Source organism: Streptomyces bobili, from assembly GCF_002154575.1.
In the GTDB taxonomy this organism is placed as follows: Bacteria; Actinomycetota; Actinomycetes; order Streptomycetales; family Streptomycetaceae; genus Streptomyces; species Streptomyces bobili.
This window is the reverse complement of sequence record NZ_MUBA01000177.1, coordinates 1-20,900: the sequence shown is the minus strand read 5'-3', so window position 1 is coordinate 20,900 and position 20,900 is coordinate 1. Positions and strand designations below refer to the sequence as shown.

At 71.1% G+C, this 20,900-nt stretch carries 24 protein-coding genes and 2 pseudogenes; 14 read left to right on the top strand and 12 right to left on the bottom strand.

Translation table 11 applies throughout. From position 1 onward, the window contains the following. Positions 1–14: 14 nt before the first annotated feature. From BZL64_RS15195 to BZL64_RS15170, 6 genes are all read left to right on the top strand, one after another. A complete protein-coding gene (locus BZL64_RS15195; protein WP_086769717.1) occupies positions 15–209 on the top strand; it encodes a hypothetical protein in 195 nt (64 codons plus the stop codon). Between the two features lie 23 nt (positions 210–232). Beyond that, positions 233–484, top strand: coding sequence for a SpdD protein (locus tag BZL64_RS15190; protein ID WP_086769716.1), 252 nt, complete (start codon positions 233–235; stop codon positions 482–484). A gap of 158 nt (positions 485–642) precedes the next feature. After that, positions 643–1,923 carry a replication initiator gene (locus BZL64_RS15185; RefSeq protein WP_086769734.1) on the top strand — a complete coding sequence of 427 codons (1,281 nt, stop codon included), beginning with the start codon at positions 643–645 and terminating at the stop codon, positions 1,921–1,923. Next, the gene (locus tag BZL64_RS15180; RefSeq protein ID WP_086769715.1) at positions 1,916–2,155 is read left to right on the top strand and encodes a helix-turn-helix transcriptional regulator; all 240 of its coding nucleotides are present in this window, start codon (positions 1,916–1,918) and stop codon (positions 2,153–2,155) included. Before BZL64_RS15185 ends, BZL64_RS15180 begins: the two co-directional genes overlap by 8 nt. Next, positions 2,155–3,432 (top strand): tyrosine-type recombinase/integrase, encoded by a 1,278-nt coding sequence (locus BZL64_RS15175; RefSeq protein ID WP_086769714.1) that lies wholly within the window; start codon positions 2,155–2,157, stop codon positions 3,430–3,432. Before BZL64_RS15180 ends, BZL64_RS15175 begins: the two co-directional genes overlap by 1 nt. Before the next feature lie 396 nt (positions 3,433–3,828). After that, on the top strand, positions 3,829–4,014 hold the full coding sequence (locus BZL64_RS15170; RefSeq protein ID WP_086769713.1) for a hypothetical protein: 186 nt from the start codon (positions 3,829–3,831) through the stop codon (positions 4,012–4,014). 80 nt (positions 4,015–4,094) lie between these two features. Here the strand turns inward: BZL64_RS15170 and BZL64_RS15165 are convergent, their stop codons facing one another. Continuing rightward, on the bottom strand, positions 4,095–4,856 hold the full coding sequence (locus BZL64_RS15165) for a phosphoglyceromutase (RefSeq protein WP_073492104.1): 762 nt from the start codon (positions 4,854–4,856) through the stop codon (positions 4,095–4,097). A 151-nt stretch (positions 4,857–5,007) separates the two neighbouring features. Here BZL64_RS15165 and BZL64_RS15160 point away from each other — a divergent pair, with 151 nt between their 5' ends. Then, positions 5,008–6,288, top strand: a complete 1,281-nt coding sequence (locus BZL64_RS15160; protein ID WP_086769712.1) for an MDR family MFS transporter — start codon at positions 5,008–5,010, stop codon at positions 6,286–6,288. A 97-nt stretch (positions 6,289–6,385) separates the two neighbouring features. On the opposite strand, the gene BZL64_RS15155 is transcribed toward BZL64_RS15160, so the two are convergent. Continuing rightward, positions 6,386–6,811, bottom strand: a complete 426-nt coding sequence (locus BZL64_RS15155; protein ID WP_086769711.1) for a DUF2000 domain-containing protein — start codon at positions 6,809–6,811, stop codon at positions 6,386–6,388. Positions 6,812–6,860: 49 nt separating this feature from the next. Between BZL64_RS15155 and BZL64_RS15150 the strand changes: the two genes are divergently transcribed. Next, complete coding sequence (locus BZL64_RS15150; protein ID WP_086769710.1) at positions 6,861–7,724, top strand: helix-turn-helix transcriptional regulator; 864 nt, start codon at positions 6,861–6,863, stop codon at positions 7,722–7,724. Here BZL64_RS15150 and BZL64_RS15145 read toward each other — a convergent pair. The 3 genes from BZL64_RS15145 to mshA form a co-directional block, all read right to left on the bottom strand. Then, positions 7,706–8,512 carry a hypothetical protein gene (locus BZL64_RS15145; protein WP_208639446.1) on the bottom strand — a complete coding sequence of 269 codons (807 nt, stop codon included), beginning with the start codon at positions 8,510–8,512 and terminating at the stop codon, positions 7,706–7,708. The two genes, BZL64_RS15150 and BZL64_RS15145, sit on opposite strands and share 19 nt — an antisense overlap. 65 nt (positions 8,513–8,577) lie before the next feature. Then, positions 8,578–9,108, bottom strand: a complete 531-nt coding sequence (locus BZL64_RS15140) for a type III secretion system chaperone family protein (RefSeq protein ID WP_244205345.1) — start codon at positions 9,106–9,108, stop codon at positions 8,578–8,580. Then, a complete protein-coding gene (gene mshA, locus BZL64_RS15135) occupies positions 9,101–10,438 on the bottom strand; it encodes a D-inositol-3-phosphate glycosyltransferase (protein WP_086769709.1) in 1,338 nt (445 codons plus the stop codon). Before mshA ends, BZL64_RS15140 begins: the two co-directional genes overlap by 8 nt. 310 nt (positions 10,439–10,748) lie before the next feature. Between mshA and BZL64_RS15130 the strand changes: the two genes are divergently transcribed. From BZL64_RS15130 to BZL64_RS15120, 3 genes are all read left to right on the top strand, one after another. Next, positions 10,749–11,540: a class I SAM-dependent methyltransferase gene (locus BZL64_RS15130; RefSeq protein WP_086769708.1), complete on the top strand. Its 792-nt coding sequence runs from the start codon at positions 10,749–10,751 to the stop codon at positions 11,538–11,540. 225 nt (positions 11,541–11,765) lie between these two features. Next, positions 11,766–12,878, top strand: coding sequence for a C40 family peptidase (locus BZL64_RS15125; RefSeq protein WP_086769707.1), 1,113 nt, complete (start codon positions 11,766–11,768; stop codon positions 12,876–12,878). A 315-nt stretch (positions 12,879–13,193) separates the two neighbouring features. Further along, complete coding sequence (locus BZL64_RS15120; RefSeq protein WP_086769706.1) at positions 13,194–14,561, top strand: PP2C family protein-serine/threonine phosphatase; 1,368 nt, start codon at positions 13,194–13,196, stop codon at positions 14,559–14,561. A 27-nt stretch (positions 14,562–14,588) separates the two neighbouring features. Here BZL64_RS15120 and BZL64_RS15115 read toward each other — a convergent pair whose 3' ends face one another. The 3 genes from BZL64_RS15115 to BZL64_RS15105 form a co-directional block, all read right to left on the bottom strand. Continuing rightward, positions 14,589–14,927, bottom strand: coding sequence for a DUF2516 family protein (locus BZL64_RS15115; protein WP_167396149.1), 339 nt, complete (start codon positions 14,925–14,927; stop codon positions 14,589–14,591). Between the two features lie 161 nt (positions 14,928–15,088). Further along, positions 15,089–15,760: a hypothetical protein gene (locus BZL64_RS15110; protein ID WP_086769705.1), complete on the bottom strand. Its 672-nt coding sequence runs from the start codon at positions 15,758–15,760 to the stop codon at positions 15,089–15,091. 101 nt (positions 15,761–15,861) lie between these two features. Next, positions 15,862–16,314, bottom strand: a complete 453-nt coding sequence (locus tag BZL64_RS15105; protein WP_086769704.1) for a helix-turn-helix domain-containing protein — start codon at positions 16,312–16,314, stop codon at positions 15,862–15,864. A gap of 211 nt (positions 16,315–16,525) precedes the next feature. Here BZL64_RS15105 and BZL64_RS15100 point away from each other — a divergent pair. Together BZL64_RS15100 and BZL64_RS41145 are read left to right on the top strand one after the other, a co-directional pair. After that, positions 16,526–17,056: pseudogene (locus tag BZL64_RS15100) on the top strand (TnsA-like heteromeric transposase endonuclease subunit); the annotation flags it as partial. 82 nt (positions 17,057–17,138) lie between these two features. After that, positions 17,139–17,501 (top strand): hypothetical protein, encoded by a 363-nt coding sequence (locus BZL64_RS41145; RefSeq protein ID WP_244205346.1) that lies wholly within the window; start codon positions 17,139–17,141, stop codon positions 17,499–17,501. A gap of 88 nt (positions 17,502–17,589) precedes the next feature. Here BZL64_RS41145 and BZL64_RS15095 read toward each other — a convergent pair whose 3' ends face one another. The 3 genes and pseudogenes from BZL64_RS15095 to BZL64_RS15085 form a co-directional block, all read right to left on the bottom strand. Next, complete coding sequence (locus tag BZL64_RS15095) at positions 17,590–18,549, bottom strand: SDR family NAD(P)-dependent oxidoreductase (protein WP_086769703.1); 960 nt, start codon at positions 18,547–18,549, stop codon at positions 17,590–17,592. 65 nt (positions 18,550–18,614) lie between these two features. Further along, positions 18,615–18,838, bottom strand: a pseudogene (locus BZL64_RS41140) (HAD family hydrolase); the annotation flags it as partial. A 45-nt stretch (positions 18,839–18,883) separates the two neighbouring features. Next, on the bottom strand, positions 18,884–19,687 hold the full coding sequence (locus tag BZL64_RS15085; protein WP_086769702.1) for a class I SAM-dependent methyltransferase: 804 nt from the start codon (positions 19,685–19,687) through the stop codon (positions 18,884–18,886). Positions 19,688–19,779: 92 nt separating this feature from the next. Here BZL64_RS15085 and BZL64_RS15080 point away from each other — a divergent pair, with 92 nt between their 5' ends. After that, positions 19,780–20,388 (top strand): DUF6461 domain-containing protein, encoded by a 609-nt coding sequence (locus BZL64_RS15080; protein ID WP_086769701.1) that lies wholly within the window; start codon positions 19,780–19,782, stop codon positions 20,386–20,388. A gap of 99 nt (positions 20,389–20,487) precedes the next feature. Here BZL64_RS15080 and BZL64_RS15075 read toward each other — a convergent pair. Further along, positions 20,488–20,900 (bottom strand): HAD domain-containing protein (locus tag BZL64_RS15075; RefSeq protein ID WP_107430297.1); only part of this gene is annotated, 413 nt, incomplete at its 5' end.

Here is a 20,900-nt window from a genome sequence, read left to right as displayed (position 1 = left end):
GGACCTCGTACCCCGTGACCGTCAGCCTTCCGCTCGTCGTCGTCCTCGGCTTCTTCGCCTGGGGAGCGGTCAAGTACCTCGGCGTCCGCACCTGGATCGTCGTCCTGATCGCCCTCTTCGGCTTCTGGCTCTCGCACACCTTCCTCGCCCCCGCCATCGAGTCCGGCACGCGCTCCGGCGTGGACGTCATAAACGGCTCACATGACTAGACGAGTAGATAAGGAGATCCGCCGTGTTCCTGCCCAAGTACCCGGACAGCCCCACCCCGCCGCCCGCGCACACCCACACCCCGACCGACCCGGCCCGCGTCCCGGTCCGGCGCTCGCTCCCGTCGGTGTCCATCGATCAGAAGACGGTCGCGGCCGTGCTCGTCGGCGGAGTCGTCCTCACCGCGCTCCTGGCCGCCGTCGCCATCACGGCCATCTCGGTCGCCGTCGCCGCCGTGGTCCTGCGCTCCCTGCTCCGCGACCACCACCGCCGCTGACCTGTCGCCAGACCGCCGGGGCGGCGTGACACAACCACGCGCCCGCCGCCCCGGCGCCCACTCCTCCCGAAGTGCCCATCAGAAGGAGAACCGCCATCTTCACCCGCGCCACCCCTCCACCGCTCCCGGAACTCAGCGACCTCGCCGCAGGCGGCAACCTGCCCGGTATCCTCCGGCAGCTCTCCGGACTCGGCGGCTGCACCCACCCGATCCGCCTCGACGGCCACCGCACCGAATACGACGTCGACACCGCCACCGGCGAGATCGGCCGCGTCCTCCAGCACCTCGACTCGGGCGACCTCCCGGCCGGCCAACTCCTCGTCCGCTGCAACAACCGCCGTACGACCCGCTGCCCGGCCTGCTCGGAGGTCTACCGCCGCGACACCTTCCAGCTGATCACCGCCGGACTACGCGGCGGCAAGGGCACCCCGGAACACGTCGCCGCCCACCCTCGCGTCTTCGCCACCTTCACCGCCCCCGGCTTCGGCCCGGTCCACAACCGCCGCACCGACGGCCGCCCCTGCCGCTGCGGCATCCAGCACGACCAGGAGGACGAGGCGCTCGGCACCCCGCTGAACCCGGATACCTACGACTACGAGGCCGCCATCCTGTGGAACGCGCACGCCGGTCCCCTGTGGCGCCGCTTCTCGACGTACGTCCGCCGGGAGGTCGCCAAGCGAGCGGGCCTCTCACAGCGCCGTCTCCGCGACCATGCCCGAGTCTCCTTCGCCAAGGTCGCGGAGTACCAGAAGCGCGGCGCGGTCCACTTCCACGCCGTCATACGGCTCGACGGCCCGGCCGGCGGCGACACCCCGCCCCCGGCGTGGGCAACCGCCGAGCTGCTCACCGACGCCATCGGCGCCGCCGCTGCCAAGGTCCGCGTCGACGGACCCACCATCAACGGTCACGCTCACACCTTCGCCTTCGGCCGCCAGCTCGACGTCCGGACCATCCGTTCCGCCCACTTCGACAGCGGCCAGGAGCTGACCGAACGGGCCGTGGCCGCGTACATCGCCAAGTACGCCACCAAGGGAGCGGAGACCGCCACGGGAGCACTCGACCGCCCTCTGAAGTTCGCCGCCGAACTTGCCCAGTTCGACATCAGCGAACACGCCCGCCGCCTCATCCGAACCGCGTGGGTCCTGGGCGCACGCAAAGACCTCGAACACCTCCGCCTGCGGGCCTGGGCGCACATGCTCGGCTTCCGCGGCCACTTCTCCACCAAATCCCGCCGCTACTCCACCACCCTCGGCGCACTCCGCACCGCCCGCGCCGAATGGCGACGGGCACAGGCAGCAGCGAACGAAGAAGCACCCGAGACGACGTACGTCCTCGCGCACTGGGTCTTCGCCGGAACTGGCCTCTCCGACGCCGAAGCCTGGCTGGCCGCGTCCATCGAACCCGCCCCTGGAACCGAAGGAGAACCCACCCGTGGCTAACCGACGCCTCGCCCTGGTCGACGTGGCCACCGAGCCGCGTCCCCTGCCCACGCGGTACCTGACACCTGACGACCTGGTGGAGATGTTCGAGCTGCCCAGCGTCGAGACGGTCTACCAGTGGCGACGCAAGCGCACCGGGCCCCGTGGCTTCCGTGTCGGCCGGCATCTGCGCTTCGACCCGGCAGACGTGCGGGCCTGGGTGGACTCCCAGCGTGAGCGGGCGGCTGCCTGATGGCCGGGCACATCCAAGACCGCTGGTACAAGACAGAGGTCGGTCCGGACGGCAAGACCCGCAGAGTGAAGAGCGAGCGCTATGGCTCGGGCGCGCGCTACCGCGCGCGGTACGTCGGCCCGGACGGTACGGAGAAGTCCAAGAGCTTCCCCGACAGACAGAAGCGGCTTGCTGATCAGTGGCTCGCCCACACCGAGGCGGACATGGCACGCGGGCAGTACATCGACCCTCGTGCCGCTCGGGTCACCTTCCAGCAGTACGCCGAGACATGGGTATCCACACAGGGGGCCGATCCGAACACCCAGGCTTCGATGGAGTCGCAACTTCGGCTGCACGCCTTCCCGTACTTGGGATCGCGCCCGCTCGGCTCCTTTCAGCCTGCGCATATCCGGGACTGGGTACGGCAGCTGAGCGGCAACGGCATCCGAGGCTCGTACGCCCGCACCATCTACTCCAACGTCCGTGCCGCCCTCAGCGCGGCCGTGGACGACGGGCACCTTCCCCGGAATCCGTGTGCGGCTCGCTCCGTCCGGCCACCGGCCGTGGACGACAGGCGCGTCACTCCCTGGACACCGGAACGGGTCTTCGCTGTCCAGGCCGGCATGCCCGAGCGGTTCCGGGCCATGGTCGACCTGGGCGGCGGCTGCGGTCTGCGCCAGGGCGAGATCCTCGGTGTGGCCGTCGACGCGATCGACTTCGAGTCGAACACGTTGCATGTGGTCCAGCAGCTCAAGCTGAGCCGCAGCAAGGCTGTGTTCGCCCCGCCCAAGGGCGGCAAGCTGCGGGACGTCCCTCTCCCCGGGCCGGTCGCCGATGCCCTCCGGGACCACATGAAGCGGTTCCCTCCGGTCGACATCACATTGCCGTGGAAGGTGGCCGATGGGCCTCCGGTGACCAAGCGGCTGATCTTCACCGGGCCGCGCGGTGGTCACGTCTGGCGGACGTCGCTCAACGAGGAGGCGTGGAAGCGGGCGCTTGCCTCGGCCAAGGTGATCCCCGAGCGGAAGCCGGGCAAGCCGTACACCGAGTCCCGCGAGAACGGCATGCACGCACTCCGCCACTTCTACGCCTCGGTGCTCCTGGACTCCGGAGAGAACATCAAAGCCCTCGCGGAGTACCTCGGCCACTCGGACCCCGGACTGACGCTTCGCGTCTACGCGCACCTCATGCCGTCGAGTCAGGAGCGCACTCGGAACGCTGTGACGCGAATCTTTAGCGGAACTAGCCAGGACACATATGAAGCGCCGATTAGTGAAGCAGACAAGGAACGCGATTAGAAGCGCGGTTAGTCACGGCGATTAGAACGCCCCGTTATGAGTCCGGATTAGCAAACCAGAAGCATCTAATCACCCACTTCTCGACTCGCAGATAGCAATACACCCAACCACTATCCCGTCGCCAACTGCCTGCTGGGCGTGCGTGCACGCACATCCGAGCGTGCACGCACGCACAAGATTGAATGTTGAACGAGCGCGCCATCCAGGCGGGCGGAAGGCGCCTGCAAACTAGGTTTAGAAACGCCACCCATTCACGCCTGCCCGTCCCCACCTGGAGATTTGCCGACGGCTACGAACCTTAATAGGCTTCGCATGCAATTCAGGGCCGCTCCCGTGCCGGGGAGCGGCCCTGTCTCCATCGATGCGCCAGTGGAAACCAGCACCTGGAGGACACCCATGCTCGCACGCGCGAGTCTGACTATCGACATCATCCCGTATGCGCTGCCCATGCCCTTGATCGGCTGCGGCGTAGCGACGCTGCCCATCTGGATCGACGTCCCGCTGAGCGCGGCCACCCTCGCCGGCTTCTTCGTCGCCTTCCACGTACGTATGCGCCTGACGCGTCGGCCGTCCCCGGCCTGACGGCCCAGAGACGGCCCAGGCACAACATAAAGCCCCCTACCGGCGAAGAATGCGCTGGTAGGGGGCTTACCGGTGTCGCGTTACTTCTTCTTGCCCTGGTTCTTGACCGCCTCGATCGCTGCCGCTGCGGCGGCCGGGTCGAGGTAGGTGCCGCCGGGGGTGAGCGGCTTGAAGTCGGTGTCGAGTTCGTAGGACAGGGGGATGCCCGTGGGGATGTTCAGGCCCGCGATGTCGGCGTCGGAGATGCCGTCGAGGTGCTTGACCAGGGCGCGCAGCGAGTTGCCGTGGGCGGCGACGAGGACCGTGCGGCCGGTGAGGAGGTCGGGGACGATGGCGTCGAACCAGTAGGGGAGCATGCGCACGACGACGTCCTTGAGGCACTCCGTCCGGGGGCGCAGCTCGGGCGGCAGGGTCGCGTAACGCGCGTCGTCGAACTGCGAGTACTCGGCGTCGCGGGCGAGCGGCGGCGGCGGGGTGTCGTACGAGCGGCGCCAGAGCATGAACTGCTCCTCGCCGAACTCGGCGAGCGTCTGGGCCTTGTCCTTGCCCTGGAGGGCGCCGTAGTGACGCTCGTTCAGGCGCCAGGAGCGGTGGACCGGGATCCAGAGGCGGTCGGCTGCCTCGAGGGCCAGCTGCGCGGTGCGGATCGCGCGCTTCTGGAGGGACGTGTGGACCACGTCGGGCAGCAGGCCGGCGTCCTTGAGCAGCTCACCGCCGCGGACCGCCTCCTTCTCGCCCTTCTCGTTGAGGTTGACGTCCACCCAGCCGGTGAACAGGTTCTTCGCGTTCCACTCGCTCTCGCCGTGGCGGAGGAGGATCAGCTTGTACGGTGCGTCGGCCATGGCTATGAGCGTAATCCAAGGTTTTGGGGGCCGGTGCCCGGTGCCCGAGGAGCGGACAGTTGACGGGATCTGTTAATCGAGTGGTCGCCGCAGCAGCCCTCCTCGTAAGTTCTAGGCACCGCCAGCGCCGCTTACATCCGGGGGATCCGTCATGTCGTCCGTCGTCTCCGCCAGATCCCTCCGACGTGCCGCCCGGGAGACCGTCTCCGGCCTGCCGCGCGAGTTCTGGTGGCTGTGGACCAGCACCCTGGTGAACCGGCTCGGCGGTTTCGTCGCCACCTTCATGGCGCTGTATCTGACCCTCGACCGCGGCTACTCCGCCTCCTACGCCGGTCTCGTCGCCGCGCTGCACGGGCTGGGCGGGGTCGTCTCGTCCCTGGCCGGCGGGGTGATGGCCGACCGGCTGGGCCGGCGGCCCACGATGCTCGTCGCGCAGACCGGCACCGCGCTGTCCGTGGCGGCTCTCGGCTTCGTGCACCACCCGCTGGCCATCGCCGGCGTCGCCTTCCTCGTCGGCATGTCCTCCAACGCCTCCCGGCCCGCGGTGCAGGCGATGATGGCGGACATCGTGCCGCCCGAGGACCGGGTCCGGGCGTTCTCGTTGAACTACTGGGCCATCAACCTCGGATTCGCCATCTCCTCCATGGGCGCCGGGTTCATCGCCGAGTTCAGCTATCTCGCCGGGTTCCTGATCGAGGCCGGTATGACGCTGGCCTGCGCGATCGTCGTCTTCCTCAGGGTGCCCGAGTCCCGTCCGGAGCAGGACGGCAAGAACCTGACGACCAGCAAGCAGGAGGCCGTGGGGCTGGGGACCGTACTGCGTGACCGGCGGTTCATGGGGGTGGTCGGGCTGTCCTTCCTGGTCGCGTTCGTCTTCCAGCAGGGGGCGGTCGGCCTGCCGGTGGCGATGGGCGCGGCCGGCTTCACCCCGGCCGACTACGGCATGGCGATCGCCGTCAACGGCGTCCTGATCGTCGCGCTCCAGATCCCCGTCACCCGGTTCATCCAGCATCGCGATCCGGGCCGGCTGCTGGTGATCTCGTCGGTCCTCGCCGGGTACGGCTTCGGGCTGACCGCGTTCGCCGGTTCGGTCGGCCTGTTCGCGCTGACGGTCTGCGTGTGGACCCTCGCCGAGATCGTCAACGCGCCGACCCAGACCGGCCTGGTGGTCCGCCTCTCCCCCGTGCACGGCCGCGGCCGCTACCAGGGCATGTACTCCATGTCGTGGGCGGTGGCCGCGCTCGTCGCCCCGCTGACGTCCGGCGTCGTCATCGACCGGTACGGCGCGGAGTGGCTGTGGGGCCTGTGCGCGGTCGTCGGGACCGTCGCGGGCGTCGGGTACGCGCTGCTGATGCGGGGCCTGCCGGCGGAGAAGGCTCCGGCCGGGCGCCCCGCGGCGACGAAGGCGGACGTAGAGGTCGGCGCGGCCTGAAGAGACATGGCGGTCGGCGCGGCCTGAGGGTCTGCCGGGAGGCGCGCGGCCCGAGGACCGACGAGAGGCACGCGGCCCGAGGACCGCCGGGACCGCCTCACGGATGCATCCGCGCCCCCTTCAGTATCTTGTCGACCGCGTTCCGCGGCCCGTACACCGCGAGCCCCACGAGGTCGAGGTCGTCCGGCGGCACGGCCCGTACCGCCGCGCGGTTGTCGCGGTCGTTGCCGGTGGTGAAGAGGTCGCCGGTGAACACCGCGCGCGGGAGGGACCGGGAGAGCACGCGCGCGTGGGCCGCCGTCAGCGTCTCCTTGGTGCCCTCGAAGACCAGCACGGGCTGGCGGAACATCGGCAGGTAGGGGACGCCGTCCGCGTCCTCGTAAGGCTCCCCGATCACCTCGGGAACCTCCGTGCCCAGGCCGCTGACCAGGAACGCGGTGACGTTCAGGCGCTGCCAGGTCTCCAGGTCCTCGCGCAGCAGGACGGCGATCTTCGTGTCGAAGCGCAGGGGTTCAGTGCTCATGCCACGAGACTGCCGTCCGGCGTACGACGCGGTCTTGTACGTTCTTTGCATGGCCGTTCCCCGCCCGGCCCCCCGGCCGACCGCCGACGTCCTGGCCTGGCGCCCCCGGGTACCGGGCGTCGTGGAGGTCTTCCACGCGCACTTCACCGGGTACGCCTACCCGATGCACGTGCACGAGGCGTGGACGCTGCTCATCGTCGACGACGGGGCCGTACGGTACGACCTGGATCGGCATGAGCACGGCACCCCGCACAACACCTCGCACGACTCGGTGTCGCTGTTGCCTCCGCATGTGCCGCACAACGGGTCCGCCGTCACCCCGGACGGTTTCCGCAAGCGGGTGCTGTACCTCGACGCGAGCGTGCTCGGCGAGGAGCTGATCGGGCCGGCCGTGGACGGACCCGACCTGCGGGATCCGGTGCTGCGGCGGCGGGTGGGCCAGTTGCACGGCGCGCTGTCGCGGCCCGGCGAGGAGCTGGAGGCCGACAGCCGGCTGACGTTCATCGGAGAGCGGCTGCGCGGCCTGCTGCGGCCCGGCCGGGCCCTACGGCCGCAGCACCGCGACCCCGTCCTCGCGCGCCGGCTGCGGGAGTTGCTCGACGCGCGCGTGGCGGAGGGGCTGACGCTGGACGCGGCGGCCGGGCTGCTCCAGGCGCATCCGGCGCATCTGGTGCGGGCGTTCAGCGCGGCGTACGGCATCGCGCCGCATCAGTATCTGACCGCCCGCCGGGTGGACCGGGCCCGTCGGCTGTTGCTGGACGGGCTGCCGGTGGGCGAGGTCGCGGTGGCCGCCGGCTTCTACGACCAGGCCCATCTCACCCGGCATTTCCGCAGGTTGGTGGGGGTGACGCCGGGACGGTACGGCAGCTCCGGGCAACTCCCCCGCGACAACGGTTACCTGACGTCGACGTAGTCGCCGGCCGCCGAGGCGCCGCCGGTCGTGGCGGTCTCGCCGAAGGTCCAGCGCCAGTAGCCGTCGGCGTTCGCGGTGACCGTGGTGCGCAGGTAGCCCGCCGAGTCGGCGTTGACGGTCCTGACGGTGGTGTAGGTGCTCGTGCCCGCCTTGCGGAACTGGAGCTTCGCCGCCTTGCCGCCGTATCCGGCGTAGGTGTGCCTGACCCAGTCCGCGCGTGTGAGCCGGCCGGTGACGGTGAGCGTCTTGCCCTTGGCGACCGGTTCCGGGGAGGCGTTGGCGGTGGCCTTCGCGGCGCGCTTGATCTGGGTGCTGCCGAGGCCGGTCAGGTACTCCTGGCTCTTGAGGCGGTCGTCCGCCGTCCAGACCATCGCGTTGAAGGCGACCTTCCAGGTCGTGGCGTCACCGTTGGAGTCCAGGCGGTACGGCGGGTCGATATAGAAGTCGCCCGTGCAGTTCGCGGCGCGCGAGCCGTCCTCGTTGCAGGTGATGAGGCCCATCCAGATGCCGCCGCTGACGAAGCCCTTGGCGGCGGTGGTGTCGTGCCGGTAGAGGAAGGGGTTAGCGTCGATCGTGGTGAGCGAGTGGCCCGCGGGCCATGTCACACGGAAGCTGACGCCGGGGCGTACTTCCTGGGTGGTGCCGACGACGATGGGCCTGCCGCCGTTGACGACCACGTTGGACACCGTGATGCCGGTGTCCGCCGCCTCCGCGGCCGGTGCGGCGAACGCCGTCAGGGCGAGCGCTCCCGCCACTGCGGCCACGATGGTGGATCTGCCTGCGCGCATGCGCGACCTCTTTAACTCCGGTGCGGGATCAGGTCGCGGCAGGCTAACAGCAGGTCAGCACAGGTCTACTCGGTGGGTCGTTGCGTCAGGTTGCGGAAGGCGTCGAGGTTGCGGGTCGACTCGCCGCGGGAGACGCGCCAGGCGTACTCCTTGCGGATCGCGGAGGCGAACCCCAGCTCCAGGAGGGTGTTGAAGGCGCCGTCGGCGGCCTCCAGGACCTGGCCGAGAAGCCGGTCGGTGTCCTCGGGGGTGACCGTGGAGAGCGGGAGGCGGGCGGTGACGTAGATGTCGCCGAGGGGGTCGACGGCGTAGCTGACGCCGTACAGCTTGAGGTTGCGCTCCAGGAGCCAGCGGTGGACGCCCGCCTCGTTCTCGTCGGGGTGGCGGATGACGAAGGCGTTCAGCGACAGGGAGTGGCGGCCGACGATCAGCGAGACGGTCGTCCTCAGTTTGCGGGTGCCGGGGAGCTGGACGACGTAGGTGCCGGGCTCGGGACTCTCCCACTCCAGCTCGGCGTCCTTGAGGACGTCCTCGATGATCCGCGCGGCGCTCTGCTCGGCGTCGCCGGCACCACCGCTCATGTTGGCCTCACCCATGCTGGGAGCGTACGTGACGGCGGTGGGACTGCACGGCGGCCGTGTAGACGTCGGCGGTGGCGGCGGCGGCGGTGTCCCAGCCGAAGGACTGGGCGTGCCGGGCGGCGGCCTCGCCCATGCGGGCGGGCAGCTCGGGGTGGTCGGCGAGTTCGGCGAGCACGCGCGCGTAGCGGGCCGGTTCGTGTCCCTGCACCAGGAAGCCGGTCTCGCCGTCGCGGACGGCCACCGGCAGTCCGCCGACCGAGGCGGCGAGCACCGGGGTGCCGGTGGCCTGCGCCTCTATGGCGACCAGCCCGAAGGACTCGCTGTACGACGGCACGACGAGGACGGACGCGGCCCGGAACCAGTCCGCGAGCTGGTCCTGGCCGACGGGCGGACGGAACCGTACGACGTCGGAGATGCCGAGGCGCGCGGCCAGCTTCTGGAGGCCCTCCGGCTTGGCGAGGCCACTGCCGCTGGGCCCGCCGACGACCGGTACGACCATCTTGGACCGCAGGTCGGGGCGCTGGTCGAGGAGGACGGCGACGGCGCGCAGCAGCACGTCGGGGGCCTTGAGCGGCTGGATGCGGCCGGCGAACAGCGGGATCAGGGCGTCCTGCGGGAGGTCCAGGCGGGCGCGGGCGGCGGCACGGCCGTCGGCCGGGCGGAAACGGTCGAGGTTGACGCCGGGGTGGACGACGGCGATCTTGCCGGGTTCGGCGCCGTAGTGCCGGGCGAGTTCGTCGGCCTCCTCCGCGGTGTTGGCGATGAGGCGGTCGGCGGCGGCGACGATCTGCATCTCGCCGATGACGCGGGCGGCGGGCTCGGGGGTGTCGCCGTCGGCGAGGTTGGCGTTCTTGACCTTGGCCATGGTGTGCATGGCGTGCACGAGGGGGGTGCCCCAGCGCTGGGCGGCGAGCCAGCCGACGTGGCCGGAGAGCCAGTAGTGCGAGTGGACGAGGTCGTAGTGGCCGGGGCGCTGGCCGGCCCAGGCCTGCATCACGCCGTGGGTGAAGGCGCACAGCTGGGCGGGCAGCTCCTCCTTGGCGAGGCCCTCGTAGGGGCCGGCGTCGATGTGCCGGACGAGGACGCCGGGTGCCAGTTCGACGGTGGGCGGGAGGCCGCCGGTGGTGGCCCGCGTGAAGATCTCGACCTCGATGTTGATCGCGGCGAGGCGCTGGGCCAGCTCCACGATGTATACGTTCATGCCGCCGGCGTCACCGGTGCCGGGCTGGTGGAGGGGTGAGGTGTGCACGGAGAGCATGGCGACACGCCGGGGGCGGCGGTGCAGTCGCAGTCGTGAGGGTGCCGCCGAAGAGCGACGCCCGAGCCTGCTGACGTACTGGCTCACGTGGCGTTTCCTCCTTGCTGCGGGCATGCCGGACGGAGGGCGTGGGGCGCCCTCCAAGGGTGTCCAACGCGGGAACGAGGCATTCCCATTCCGTACGGATGTGCCGCGGGGCGGTTTTTGCCTGGTCGTTACCGTCTGTCGCTCAACCGTTCGAGGGCGGGGGGCGTCCGGGGCGCCTGTGGCCGGAGGGAACCCGCGGTAACCGGGCCGCGCCTCCCCTGCCGGGTGACCGCATACCCTCATAGCCATGTCCCCCCGCACGCAGCCCCTCCCCCACGCTCGGCCTCGCCCGAGCAGGGGGACCCCCGTCGTGGGCACGGTCACGCGCGGGACCACCAATCCCAACCGGCTGCGCCGCATGGACCGCTGGATCGCCGCGGTCCACGGCGCCGAACTGCGTCGCGCCGCCGACCCCGTGGCCGTCGACCTCGGCTACGGTGCCGCGCCCTGGACGGCTGTCGAGCTGCTGACCCGGCTGCGCTCCGTCGCCCCGCACGCGCGCGTGGTGGGCGTCGAGATCGAACCGGCCCGGGTCACCGCGGCGAAGCCGTACGAACGCGACGGCCTCGCCTTCCGCCACGGCGGCTTCGAGGTCCCCGTGCCCCGGCCGCCGCATCTCATCCGCGCCGCCAATGTGCTGCGCCAGTACGACGAGGACCAGGTCGCCGCGGTCTGGGCGCGGCTGTGCGCCCGGCTCGCCCCGGCCGACCCCGCGAGGGGGTCGCGGGGCGGGCTGCTCGTCGAGGGGACGTGCGACGAGATCGGGCGACGGCACGTGTGGGTGGCGCTCGGCCCGGAGGGTCCCCGCACGGTCACCTTCGCGACCCGGCTGGGATCCCTGGAGCGCCCCTCGGACCTGGCGGAACGGCTCCCGAAGGCGCTGATCCACCGCAATGTGCCCGGCGAGCCGGTGCACGCGTTCCTGCGCGACTTCGACCGTGCCTGGGCCGCGGCCGCGCCGTACGCCTCCTACGGCGCCCGCCAGCGGTGGATCCGCACGGCACGCGCCCTCACCGCCGACTGGCCGGTGACGGACGGGCCGGTGCGGTGGCGACAGGGGGAAGTCACCGTGGCGTGGGGGGCGTTGGCGCCGCGCGGATAGCGCGTGAAGTCACTCCCCCGTAGACGTCCGGTTCACCTCTGGCACCTCCAACTGCCGTCGGCCTCGGGAACGATCCCCGTGAGGCGTTCGTCACAAAGGAGGGGCGATCGTCATGCCGGGGCGGGAGCGGAGGGAAGGACTACCTCTGTCGTTTTCCGTCATGGCGTGGCACGATCCCCCGGGCGACCGTAAGTTACTGACGGTAAATCAGCTTTGGGGGACGTTATGGGTTCGGGCAAGCGCAGCCTGCTCGCGGTGGCCGTGACCGTGGTCTGCGCGGTCACCGTCCTGGCGGTACCGGGCACGGCGTTCGCGAGTCCGAGCCCGACTCCGGCCCCGAAGACGGCCTCGCCCACAGCCCCGACGACCGCGCCCGACCTCACGGCTCCGCCCGCGACCAACGAGGATCTCGAAGCGGTCCGCGAGAAGCTCGACGAGCTGTACCACGACGCCGCCGTCGCCACCGACGCCTACAACGCGGCCGAGGAACAGGCGAAGAAGCAGTCCGCGGAGCTGGTGGAGCTGGCGAAGAAGATCGTCGAGGGCCGCGAGGAGCTCGACGATCTGAAGGACCGCGCCGGTGCCGCCGCCCGCTCCCAGTACCGCGGCGGCGGACTGCCCGACGAGGCGCAGCTGCTGCTCAGCGACGATCCGGGCGACTTCCTCGACGGAGCGGGCCGCGTGATCCAGGGTCAGCGCGCCACGAACGGCCTGCTCGGCGAGATGACCCGCACCCAGCAGGACTTGGAGCAGTACACCAGGGACGCCTCCGCCCAGTGGCAGAAGCTGGAGAACAACCGCAAGGCCAGGGCCACCGCCCAGAAGACGATCGAGAAGCAGATCGCGGCGGCCGAGAAGCTCGAATCCACCCTGGAGAAAGAGGAGAAGGAGCGCCTCGCCCGGCTCCAGGAACAGGCCGCCCAGAAGGCGCAGACCACCTGGCTGGGCACCGGGATACTGGACGGCGCCACGACCGGCGAGGCCACCGCGCAAGGCACGCGGGCCGTGCAGTACGCCACCGCGCAGATCGGCAAGCCGTACGTGTGGGGTGCCGAGGGCCCGGACACCTTCGACTGCTCCGGCCTCACCTCTCAGGCCTGGGCCGGCGCCGGCGTCACCATCCCCCGCACCTCGCAGGAGCAGTGGCGGCAGCTGAAGCAGGTCGCCGTGAAGGACATGCGCCCCGGCGACCTGATCATCTACTTCGACGACGCCAGCCATGTCGCGATGTACGTCGGCGACGGCACGATGGTCCACGCCCCCCGTCCCGGCCGGACGGTCACGCTCGCGGGGGCCGGCTCGATGCCGATCCTCGGCGTGGTGCGGCCCGGCGCGTAGGACACCGGGTGGGTGCCCGAACACGGCGGCGGACGGTCACCGAATCCCTCGTACCGCCCGCGTGACCAGGGCCACGTGACGCACGGCACGGCCCCCTGCCGCCAAACCCGGTGGGGACGTGACCTTCGTCATCCCGGCCCCCGTACCGCCCTGCCCAACTGCGGTACGGATCGCGGCATATGACACTGGCGAGAGATCAAGCGACGCGCCGTACACCATTCCGCTGCGGCGCCTTCTGCCGCTATGGTCCCCGTCGGTGGGTCGAGGTCCCTCGTCCCCGCCATGCCCTCGGGGGGAGGGAAGGAACCCAACACGATGCCCGTACCCGTACCGCGGCAGAGAGCGATCCCGGCCGTGGAGTGTGGTCAGGCGCAGGCCGCGCCCGCAGGCGAGGGTCCCCTCACGGAAGGGACCCGGCGCACGGACGACCGGACCGACGATCGCAACGACGCGACGGCCGGGAACAACGCCACGCCCGGCGACGGCGTCCCCCACGACGTGACCGCCGCCCACGCCAACCTCACCCTGCTGCTGATCGAGGACGACCCCACGGCCGCCCCGATCGTGCCCGACCTGCTCGACTCGGCCGGCAAGCCGATCCGCATGCGCACCGCCCGCAACCTCACCGAGGCCGAGCGACTGCTCACCGACGACGTCCACTGCATCCTGCTGGACCTCGCCCTGCCCGCCCCCGGCCGCGCCGCCGACGACGACGAGCTGGCCGTACTCCGGCATGTCCTGGAGCTGGCACCCCGGCACGCCGTGCTCGCGCTCACCGCCTCCGGTGACGCCGAACGCGGCACGGAGGCGGTGCGTGTCGGCGCCCAGGACTACCTGTTCCGCGACGAGCTGGACGGACGGCTGCTGAGCCGCGCCATCCGGTACGCCGTCGAGCGCAAGCGGTCGGACACCGCCGAGCGGCGGCTCGCCGAGGGCAGGCTGCGCGCGCAGGAGAACGCCCGTCTGGAGCGCGGTCTGCTGCCGACACCCCTGCTGGAGGGCTCCCCGCTGCGCTTCGCCGCCCGCTACCGCCCCGGCCGCTCACGCGCGCTGCTCGGCGGCGACTTCTACGACACCGTCCGCACTCCGGACGGCACGGTCCACGCGATGATCGGCGACGTCTGCGGGCACGGCCCGGACGAGGCGGCGCTCGGCGTGGAGCTGAGGATCGCCTGGCGGGCGCTGACGCTGGCCGGGCTCTGCGGTGACCAGTTGCTGAACACGCTCCAGCAGGTGCTGGAGCACGAGCGCGACGACGACGAGATCTTCGCGACACTGTGCACGGTGGACATCGCACCCGACGGCCGGCGGGCCGGCCTCTGCCTGGCCGGGCATCCGGCGCCGCTGATCGCCCGCCCCGACCGGCCGGCCCGGCTGTTGCCGTACGACAACAACGGCCCGGCGCTGGGGCTGCTGCCGGGCGCCCGCTGGCCGCGGATGCAGGTCGAGCTGGGTGCCGAGTGGAGCCTGATGCTCTACACCGACGGGCTGATAGAGGGCCGCGTCGGCGCGGGCCGGGAGCGGCTGGGCCAGGACGGCATGGTGGAGATGATCCGCCGCCAGCTCGCGGCCGGCCTGAGCGGCGAGGATCTGCTGCGGGCCGCGGTCAACGAGGTGCGCGACCTGAACGGCGGCGAGCTGACGGACGACGTGGCGGTGGTCCTGCTGGACCGGGTGCCGTAAAAGCTCCCTGGCCCGACGGGCGGGGGGCTACCGGCCGCCGTTGTACGGCCCGTACGGCCCGTCGCTGCTGGAGCCGCCGCCTCTGCTGCTGCGTCCGCCGCCCGGCAGGGAGCGCAGGGCCGGCCGGACGTCGACCATGTACACGATGCTCGCGATCAGGCCGATGATGGGCAGGAACGACAGGACGGGAAAGATCAGGCTCACCACGAAGGCGATCCCGAGAACGATCAGCCAGAACGGCTTGGTCTTCTTGTCCGCGGCCCGGAAGCCGTCCTCGCGGCGGATGGCCGCGTCGAACAGAGCGAAGCCGCTGAACACGATCAGGGCCAGGCTCAGCAGAGACATGAACCCCGCGAAACCTTCCATCAGCACTACGTCCACCACCCGACTCGGCACGACATGGCTCGTCCTTACGCGGTCACCGTACCCGCAACCGCGCTCGCCCTACCCGTACAACGGGCCGGGCACTCAACGAGTGCCCGGCCCGTCGCCGTTTCCTGATCCGTACCGCGTGTCCCCCGCCGGTCTCACTTGGCCGGGGGCGTCGTCTTCTTCGCGGTGGTCTTGCGGGCGGCCGGAGCCTTCTTGGCCGGGGCCTTCTTCGCCTCGGCGTCGGCCGCGGCGGGCTTCGGCTCGTCCTTGGCCGCTACCGGCTCGTCCTTGACCGCGACCGGCCCGGCCGCGGGCTCGTCCCTGCCCTCGACGGCGATGGCCAGTTCCTCGATGTCCTCGGCGGCCTCGCCGCGCCAGGTCTTCACGGCCTGCTCGCCGTGCTCGGCGACCTTCTCGTAGGTCTCACGGGCCTTGACGGCGTACTCGGCCGCGACGCCGACGCTGCGCAGCGCGATGTCCTGGGCGGACTCACCGATCTTCTTCAGGTCGGCGTCGAGCGTGGTGCCGAGCTTCTTGATGTCGCCGTCGAGGGAGGCGATGAACTCGTTGACCTTCGTCTGGAGAGTCTCCTGCGCCTCCTTCGCCTTCACGCCGGCCTCCTTGGCACGGGTGGCGGCCCGCTCCTGGACGACCTTCGGGTCGGTGTTGCGGACGGCCTCGAAGCGGGCGGGCGCCTCCGTACGCAGCTGCTCCACCAGGCCCGGCACCTTCTTCGCCTGCTGGAGAGCCAGGTCGGCGGTGCCGGCGGCGAAGTAGAGGGGGGTGGGGTCGCTGAAGGTCTTGCGCAGGTCGTCGCTGATGGCCATGGTGATGGTCCTCCCGTATTCGCGTTCGTCGCGTTCGTCGTCGTGTTCGTCGATGTCGGTTGGTGCGGGTCCGCAGTCGGGCGGCCGGTCCCCTGGTCCGGTCAACCGGCCGTCTGCTGCGGATCGGCGTCGGTGCCGCCGGCCGTGCGGGTGCCGGGTACGGCGTCCGCACCGCGCTGGACGTCCACCGCGCCGTCGCCGCCCACGAACCCGTTCTCCTTGCGGAAGGACTCGTAGATCTGGAGCAGCACCTGCTTCTGCTGCTCGGTCAGCGTGGGATCGGCGAGGACGACGGCCCGCGTCTCGACGTCGTCGCGGTCGCGCTCGGCATCGAGGATGCCGGCCCGGACGTACAACGTCTCGGCGGAGATCCGCAGCGCCTTGGCGACCTGCTGCAGCACCTCCGCGCTCGGCTTGCGCAGCCCTCGCTCGATCTGGCTCAGGTACGGATTGGACACCCCGGCGGCGTCGGCGAGCTGCCGCAGCGAGAGCTGGGCGTTCCGCCGCTGCTCGCGCAGGTACTCACCGAGATTGCCGACGTTGAGCGATGCCATGCCTCCACAGTGCCCCACCCCCGCTAACTTTTGCAAGCACCTGCTTGCAAAAGTGCGCCACGCCACGCCGAGGACCACCCGATCCGCCCAACGGCTGTCCTGTCTCTGCGATGTGTAGGCATTCCCGCTCTTCTGTAGGCGTGTGCGGCTGGGTCCCGGTCATGTGTAGGCAAGTTCTGGAGAGTTCCGGTCTTGTGTAGGTATTGCGGTCATGGCGCTTCTTCGGTCGAAGTGGCTGGTCGGCGTCGTACCGGAGGCCCGGATGGATGTGCGCGAGGTGCCGGCGGAGGACGTCGAGCCGGAGTACGTCGGCGCGGCCGGCATCCGTGAGCGGGAAGCCTTGGGACGCCTGTGGCCGGTCCGGTTCGAGTCGGTGCGGCCTGAGCGTCGGTTCCCGGCTTTTCGTGGTCAGGGGAACTGGTGCGGCTGGTACTGGTCGGCGACCTGCGGCGGGCATGTGGGCTATGAGTCGTGGCTGGAGCGCGACCACTTGATACTGCTGGACTTCGATCCGCTGGTGACGGGCATGGCCTCGCAGCCGTTTCGGCTGTCGTGGGCCGGGGCGGGCGGGAAGCTGGTGCGGCATACGCCGGATTTCTTCGTCCGCCGTGCTGACGGGACGGGCTTGGTAGTGGACGTGCGTCCGGACGAGCGGATCGGGCCGGATCACGCGGCGAAGTTCGCCGTGACGGCGGCAGCCTGCCAGTCGGTGGGCTGGGACTTCGTGCGGATGGGAACGCCGGATGCGGTGCTGATGGCGAACGTGCGGTGGCTGGCCGGTTACCGGCATCCGCGAACACCTCCACCAGGAGGTCGCTGCCCGCTTGGTGGAGGTGTTCGCCGACGGCGGTGGGTTGCTGGCCGGGGCCCTGCGGGTGGGTGGTCAGATCGCGGTGCTGCCGGTGCTGTTCCATCTGCTCTGGCGCCGGGTTCTGGCGGTGGATCTGGAGGCCGGGCTGTTGTCGGCGGGCTCGCAGGTCCGGCTCGGCGCGGTGCGGGAAAGAGCGGGGATGCCGTCGCGTCCGCGGTTGCTGCGAGCGGGTGATGGGTTCCGGTTCGACGGGCGACTGCACACGGTGGCCGCGCTGGAGGGGACTGCAGTCCGGCTGGTCGACGAGCCTCGCTGGTCCCGCTCGCGTATCCGCGCGATCGGATGTTCCTGCATGCGACGCCGTGACCCGCCCTGAGCAGGGCCCCCACCGAGCAGCATTTCCAGCGCCCCTCCGGCGGAGGACCCTGCGAAGTGCTGTACGGGCCCAGGGAACTCGGCGCGTCCTAGGCGGCGAAGGCGTTGACGCCCGTGAGCTCCGCCGAGAACTCCCACAGGCGCGCGGCCTGTTCGGGATCGATCGCCCAGTCCTTCACGCCCGTCTCGCCGTCCGCCAGGGCGGGCTCGGCGACGTCGCAGTCCTCCAGGTACAGGCCGCCCAGGCCGTCCAGCTGGGGGGAGGTCGCCGCCCACACCTGGGTGGCCGCGCCCTGCTCCGGGGTCTTGAGGAGCTCGGGGTTCAGGGCGTTGCCGTTCTCGTCGATCCAGCCGGCCGCGATCATCTCCTCCTTGGGAAGGTGGCGCTGCAGCGGGGTCATGATGTCACCGGGGTGGGGCGAGAAGGCCCGTACGCCGGCGTCCCGGCCGAGCTTGTCCAGGTGCACGGCGAACAGCACGTTCGCCGTCTTGGACTGTCCGTACGCCTGCCACTTGTCGTAGCCGTGGCGCCACTGGACGTCGTCCCAGCGGATGCCGGACCAGTGGTGGCCGCGCGAGGAGGAGGAGACGACGCGGGCGCCACCGGGCTCGATCGCCGGCCACAGGCGGTTCACCAGGGCGAAGTGACCCAGGTGATTCGTGGCGAACTGGGCCTCCCAGCCGGGTCCGACCCGCGTCCCCGGGGTGGCCATGATCCCGGCGTTGTCGATGACGAAGTCCACGGTCCGGCCGGAGGCGAGGAACCGCTCGGCGAAGCCGCGCACGCTCTCCAGGTCGCCGAGGTCCAGTTCGTCCAGTTCGACGCCGTCGATCCCGGCGAGCGCCTCCCGGGCGGCGTCCGGGCGGCGGGCCGGGACGACCACGCGGGCGCCCGCCTTCGTCAGGGCGCGTGTCGTCTCCAGCCCGAGACCCGAGTAGCCGCCGGTGACGATGGCGAGCTTCCCCGTGAGGTCGATGCCCTGGAGGACGTCGTCGGCCGTGCTCTCGGCGCCGAAGCCCGAGCCGATCTTGTGCTGTGCAGTGCTCATGCCTGGTTCAGCACGGTGAAACCGATCGGTGTTCCCCGCGCATGCCGTCCTGTGTGTGTTCCGCGTCACCCAGGAGCTGTCACCCTGGGTGACCGGCAACGCGGGGCGGGGTCGTCGTAGACCGCCTCCGCACCCGCTTCCTCCAGATCGCCGCGCGGGATCCTGCCGCACTGGACGCCCAGGCAGCGCACCCCGGCCCGGCTGCCCGCCCGCGTGTCCCACACGGTGTCGCGCCGACGAACACGGCCCGCTCGGCGGGGACCCCGGGGAGCTCCAGCGCTTGTTCGACGGCTCGCGTCAGTTGAGCGGGACCCCGACCGCCCTGCCGTCCCACTCAACCATAGGCACCCCAGGTCAGAGCCTCACCCTGCCCACAGTTGTCTGGGACAGGACAGCCCAACGGCGGCCCGTCCCAGGGACGTCGTGCGACGAACACCAGCTCCCTGCCCGGCCGGTCGGGAGCGTCGCGTACGTCCTCCACCTCATACCCCTGCGCGGCCAGCTCGGCCTCGACCTCCTGCCGCTCGCGGAAGCGCAGTGTGGAGTCCGAGGTCAGCACCTGCCCGTCCGCGGGGAACACGTACGTCCAACGGAACGTCACCAGCGGCCCGCTCACGTCGGTCAGCTCGACCCAGCTCTCGACGGCGCCGACACCGGGGACGTCCGTCACGCCGTACGACGCCGCACGGTTCCACTCCTCCCAGGCCCGCCCGGCCGGATCCCGGGTCTCGAAGACCAGGTGTCCGCCGGGACGGAGCGCGGCGTGAGCGCCTCGCAGCGTCTCCTGCCAGGCCTGTGGATCGGCGATGGCCTGGGCGACGTTCGCCGTCATGGTCGCCAGGTCGACCCGCAACGGCGGCAGGGTAGTCGCATCGCCGTGGATCCAGCGCACCCGTTCGGCGCCGGGCTTGCCGCGGGCCACGTCGATGGACGCGCGGGCGGGGTCGACGCCGACGACCTCGATCCCGCGACGCGCCAGCAGGAGCGCGAACACCCCTGTCCCGCAGCCGATGTCCAGTACCCGGCGCGCCCCGAACTCCCCCGCCATCCGGACGTACGCGTCGAGATCGCCGCGGTCGGGGTCGAGCGGGTCGTAGAGCGCGGCCAGGCGCGGATGCCCGAAACAGTCGTCAGCCATGGGGCGAGCGTAGGGTCCGGGTCGCGCCCGTACGACCGGCTGCTCACGGCCACCGGTCACCGGTGTCAGTGGTCTCGGCGAGGATCTCCGGCATGACTGCGACCACCGCCGACTACACGTGGTTCGGGGACGGCTTCCCCGAGCTCGCGCAGGCGTACTGCCTCACCCTGGTGCGAGATCTGGCGCCCGCCGGGATTCTTCGGCGGCTCCAGGGCCGGGAAGAACCGGCGCTGACAGGGGTGGAGGAGATCGTCGAGGCCGCCTTCGAGCTGCTGGAGCCGGACCCCGCCCGGCAGCTGATCGCCATGGCGGCGATCCGGGACTGGACGTTGCTGATCGAGCCCCACGGCTACCTCGGCATCGACGAGGAGACGGCCTTGCCGGCATCCGTCGGCACCCGCTGGGTCTCGCACTTCGTCAACGTCAACGGCGTCAGCTCGTTCCTCTGGGCCGAGAACGGGACGAAGCGGCTCGGTTTCGAGCCCGGAGTCCCCGACCACCGCTCGGGAACGACCCCCGACGAACACCTGGAGGCCATGCACCGCGTCGGCTTCCAGTTCTGGGCGGAGACCTCCGACACCGCGGAGGACCTCTCCGGACCGGCCGCGTTCGCGCTGGCCGAGCACCTGACCGGGGTGCGCGTCACCCCGGAGTTCCTCCGCGGAACGACCTTCGTCTGCGGCAGCGTGGAGATCAGGTGACCCGGCCGTGTCCTCCCCGTCCGACGACGTGCTCACCGAGCAACGCCCTCTACCAGCGCCCCGGACACGTCCGGAGCACCGACGTCGGCGGGTACGACTTCACGTGAGCGGCCGTCGTGACAGCCAGGTCCGCACCGTCTCGAAGTCCTCCCGCGTCAGGCCCCGCTGAGCATCGACCCGGTGCAGCAGTGCCGGGGCCGGGTGGCCGGCGTCGACGTACTCCCGGTCGGCGGGGGTGATCTCGTCGTCGAGCCAGACGAAGGGGCGGCCCGCCGCCCGGGACAGCACGGGCCGCGTCTTCCAGTGGACGCCGGGGGCGGGCGGGTCGTCCTGCGGGTCCAGCACCGGCAGCGGCGGCAGGCCCAGCCACGGGCCGACGACCGTGTTCGCGTCCTCGCCCCAGGTCGTCGCCCACACCAGGTCGCAGCCGAGGGCCAGCAGCCGGGGCCCGAGGGCCGGGTCCAGGCGGGAGAGAAGGGGGTGGGGCGCGGGCGGGCCGTACAGCGGGTACG

Excerpts from the sequence above, each read along its gene's own strand:
- BZL64_RS15170 (WP_086769713.1), top strand. The coding sequence starts at position 3,829 with ATGCTCGCACGCGCGAGTCTGACTATCGACATCATCCCGTATGCGCTG.
- BZL64_RS15140 (WP_244205345.1), bottom strand. The coding sequence starts at position 9,108 with ATGGGTGAGGCCAACATGAGCGGTGGTGCCGGCGACGCCGAGCAGAGC.
- BZL64_RS15105 (WP_086769704.1), bottom strand. The coding sequence starts at position 16,314 with ATGGCATCGCTCAACGTCGGCAATCTCGGTGAGTACCTGCGCGAGCAG.
- BZL64_RS15085 (WP_086769702.1), bottom strand. The coding sequence starts at position 19,687 with ATGGCTGACGACTGTTTCGGGCATCCGCGCCTGGCCGCGCTCTACGAC.
- BZL64_RS15120 (WP_086769706.1), top strand. The coding sequence starts at position 13,194 with ATGCCCGTACCCGTACCGCGGCAGAGAGCGATCCCGGCCGTGGAGTGT.
- BZL64_RS15165 (WP_073492104.1), bottom strand. The coding sequence starts at position 4,856 with ATGGCCGACGCACCGTACAAGCTGATCCTCCTCCGCCACGGCGAGAGC.
- BZL64_RS15115 (WP_167396149.1), bottom strand. The coding sequence starts at position 14,927 with ATGGAAGGTTTCGCGGGGTTCATGTCTCTGCTGAGCCTGGCCCTGATC.
- BZL64_RS15175 (WP_086769714.1), top strand. The coding sequence starts at position 2,155 with ATGGCCGGGCACATCCAAGACCGCTGGTACAAGACAGAGGTCGGTCCG.
- BZL64_RS15125 (WP_086769707.1), top strand. The coding sequence starts at position 11,766 with ATGGGTTCGGGCAAGCGCAGCCTGCTCGCGGTGGCCGTGACCGTGGTC.
- BZL64_RS15150 (WP_086769710.1), top strand. The coding sequence starts at position 6,861 with ATGGCCGTTCCCCGCCCGGCCCCCCGGCCGACCGCCGACGTCCTGGCC.
- BZL64_RS15145 (WP_208639446.1), bottom strand. The coding sequence starts at position 8,512 with ATGCGCGCAGGCAGATCCACCATCGTGGCCGCAGTGGCGGGAGCGCTC.
- BZL64_RS15110 (WP_086769705.1), bottom strand. The coding sequence starts at position 15,760 with ATGGCCATCAGCGACGACCTGCGCAAGACCTTCAGCGACCCCACCCCC.
- BZL64_RS15080 (WP_086769701.1), top strand. The coding sequence starts at position 19,780 with ATGACTGCGACCACCGCCGACTACACGTGGTTCGGGGACGGCTTCCCC.
- BZL64_RS15160 (WP_086769712.1), top strand. The coding sequence starts at position 5,008 with ATGTCGTCCGTCGTCTCCGCCAGATCCCTCCGACGTGCCGCCCGGGAG.
- BZL64_RS15155 (WP_086769711.1), bottom strand. The coding sequence starts at position 6,811 with ATGAGCACTGAACCCCTGCGCTTCGACACGAAGATCGCCGTCCTGCTG.
- BZL64_RS15095 (WP_086769703.1), bottom strand. The coding sequence starts at position 18,549 with ATGAGCACTGCACAGCACAAGATCGGCTCGGGCTTCGGCGCCGAGAGC.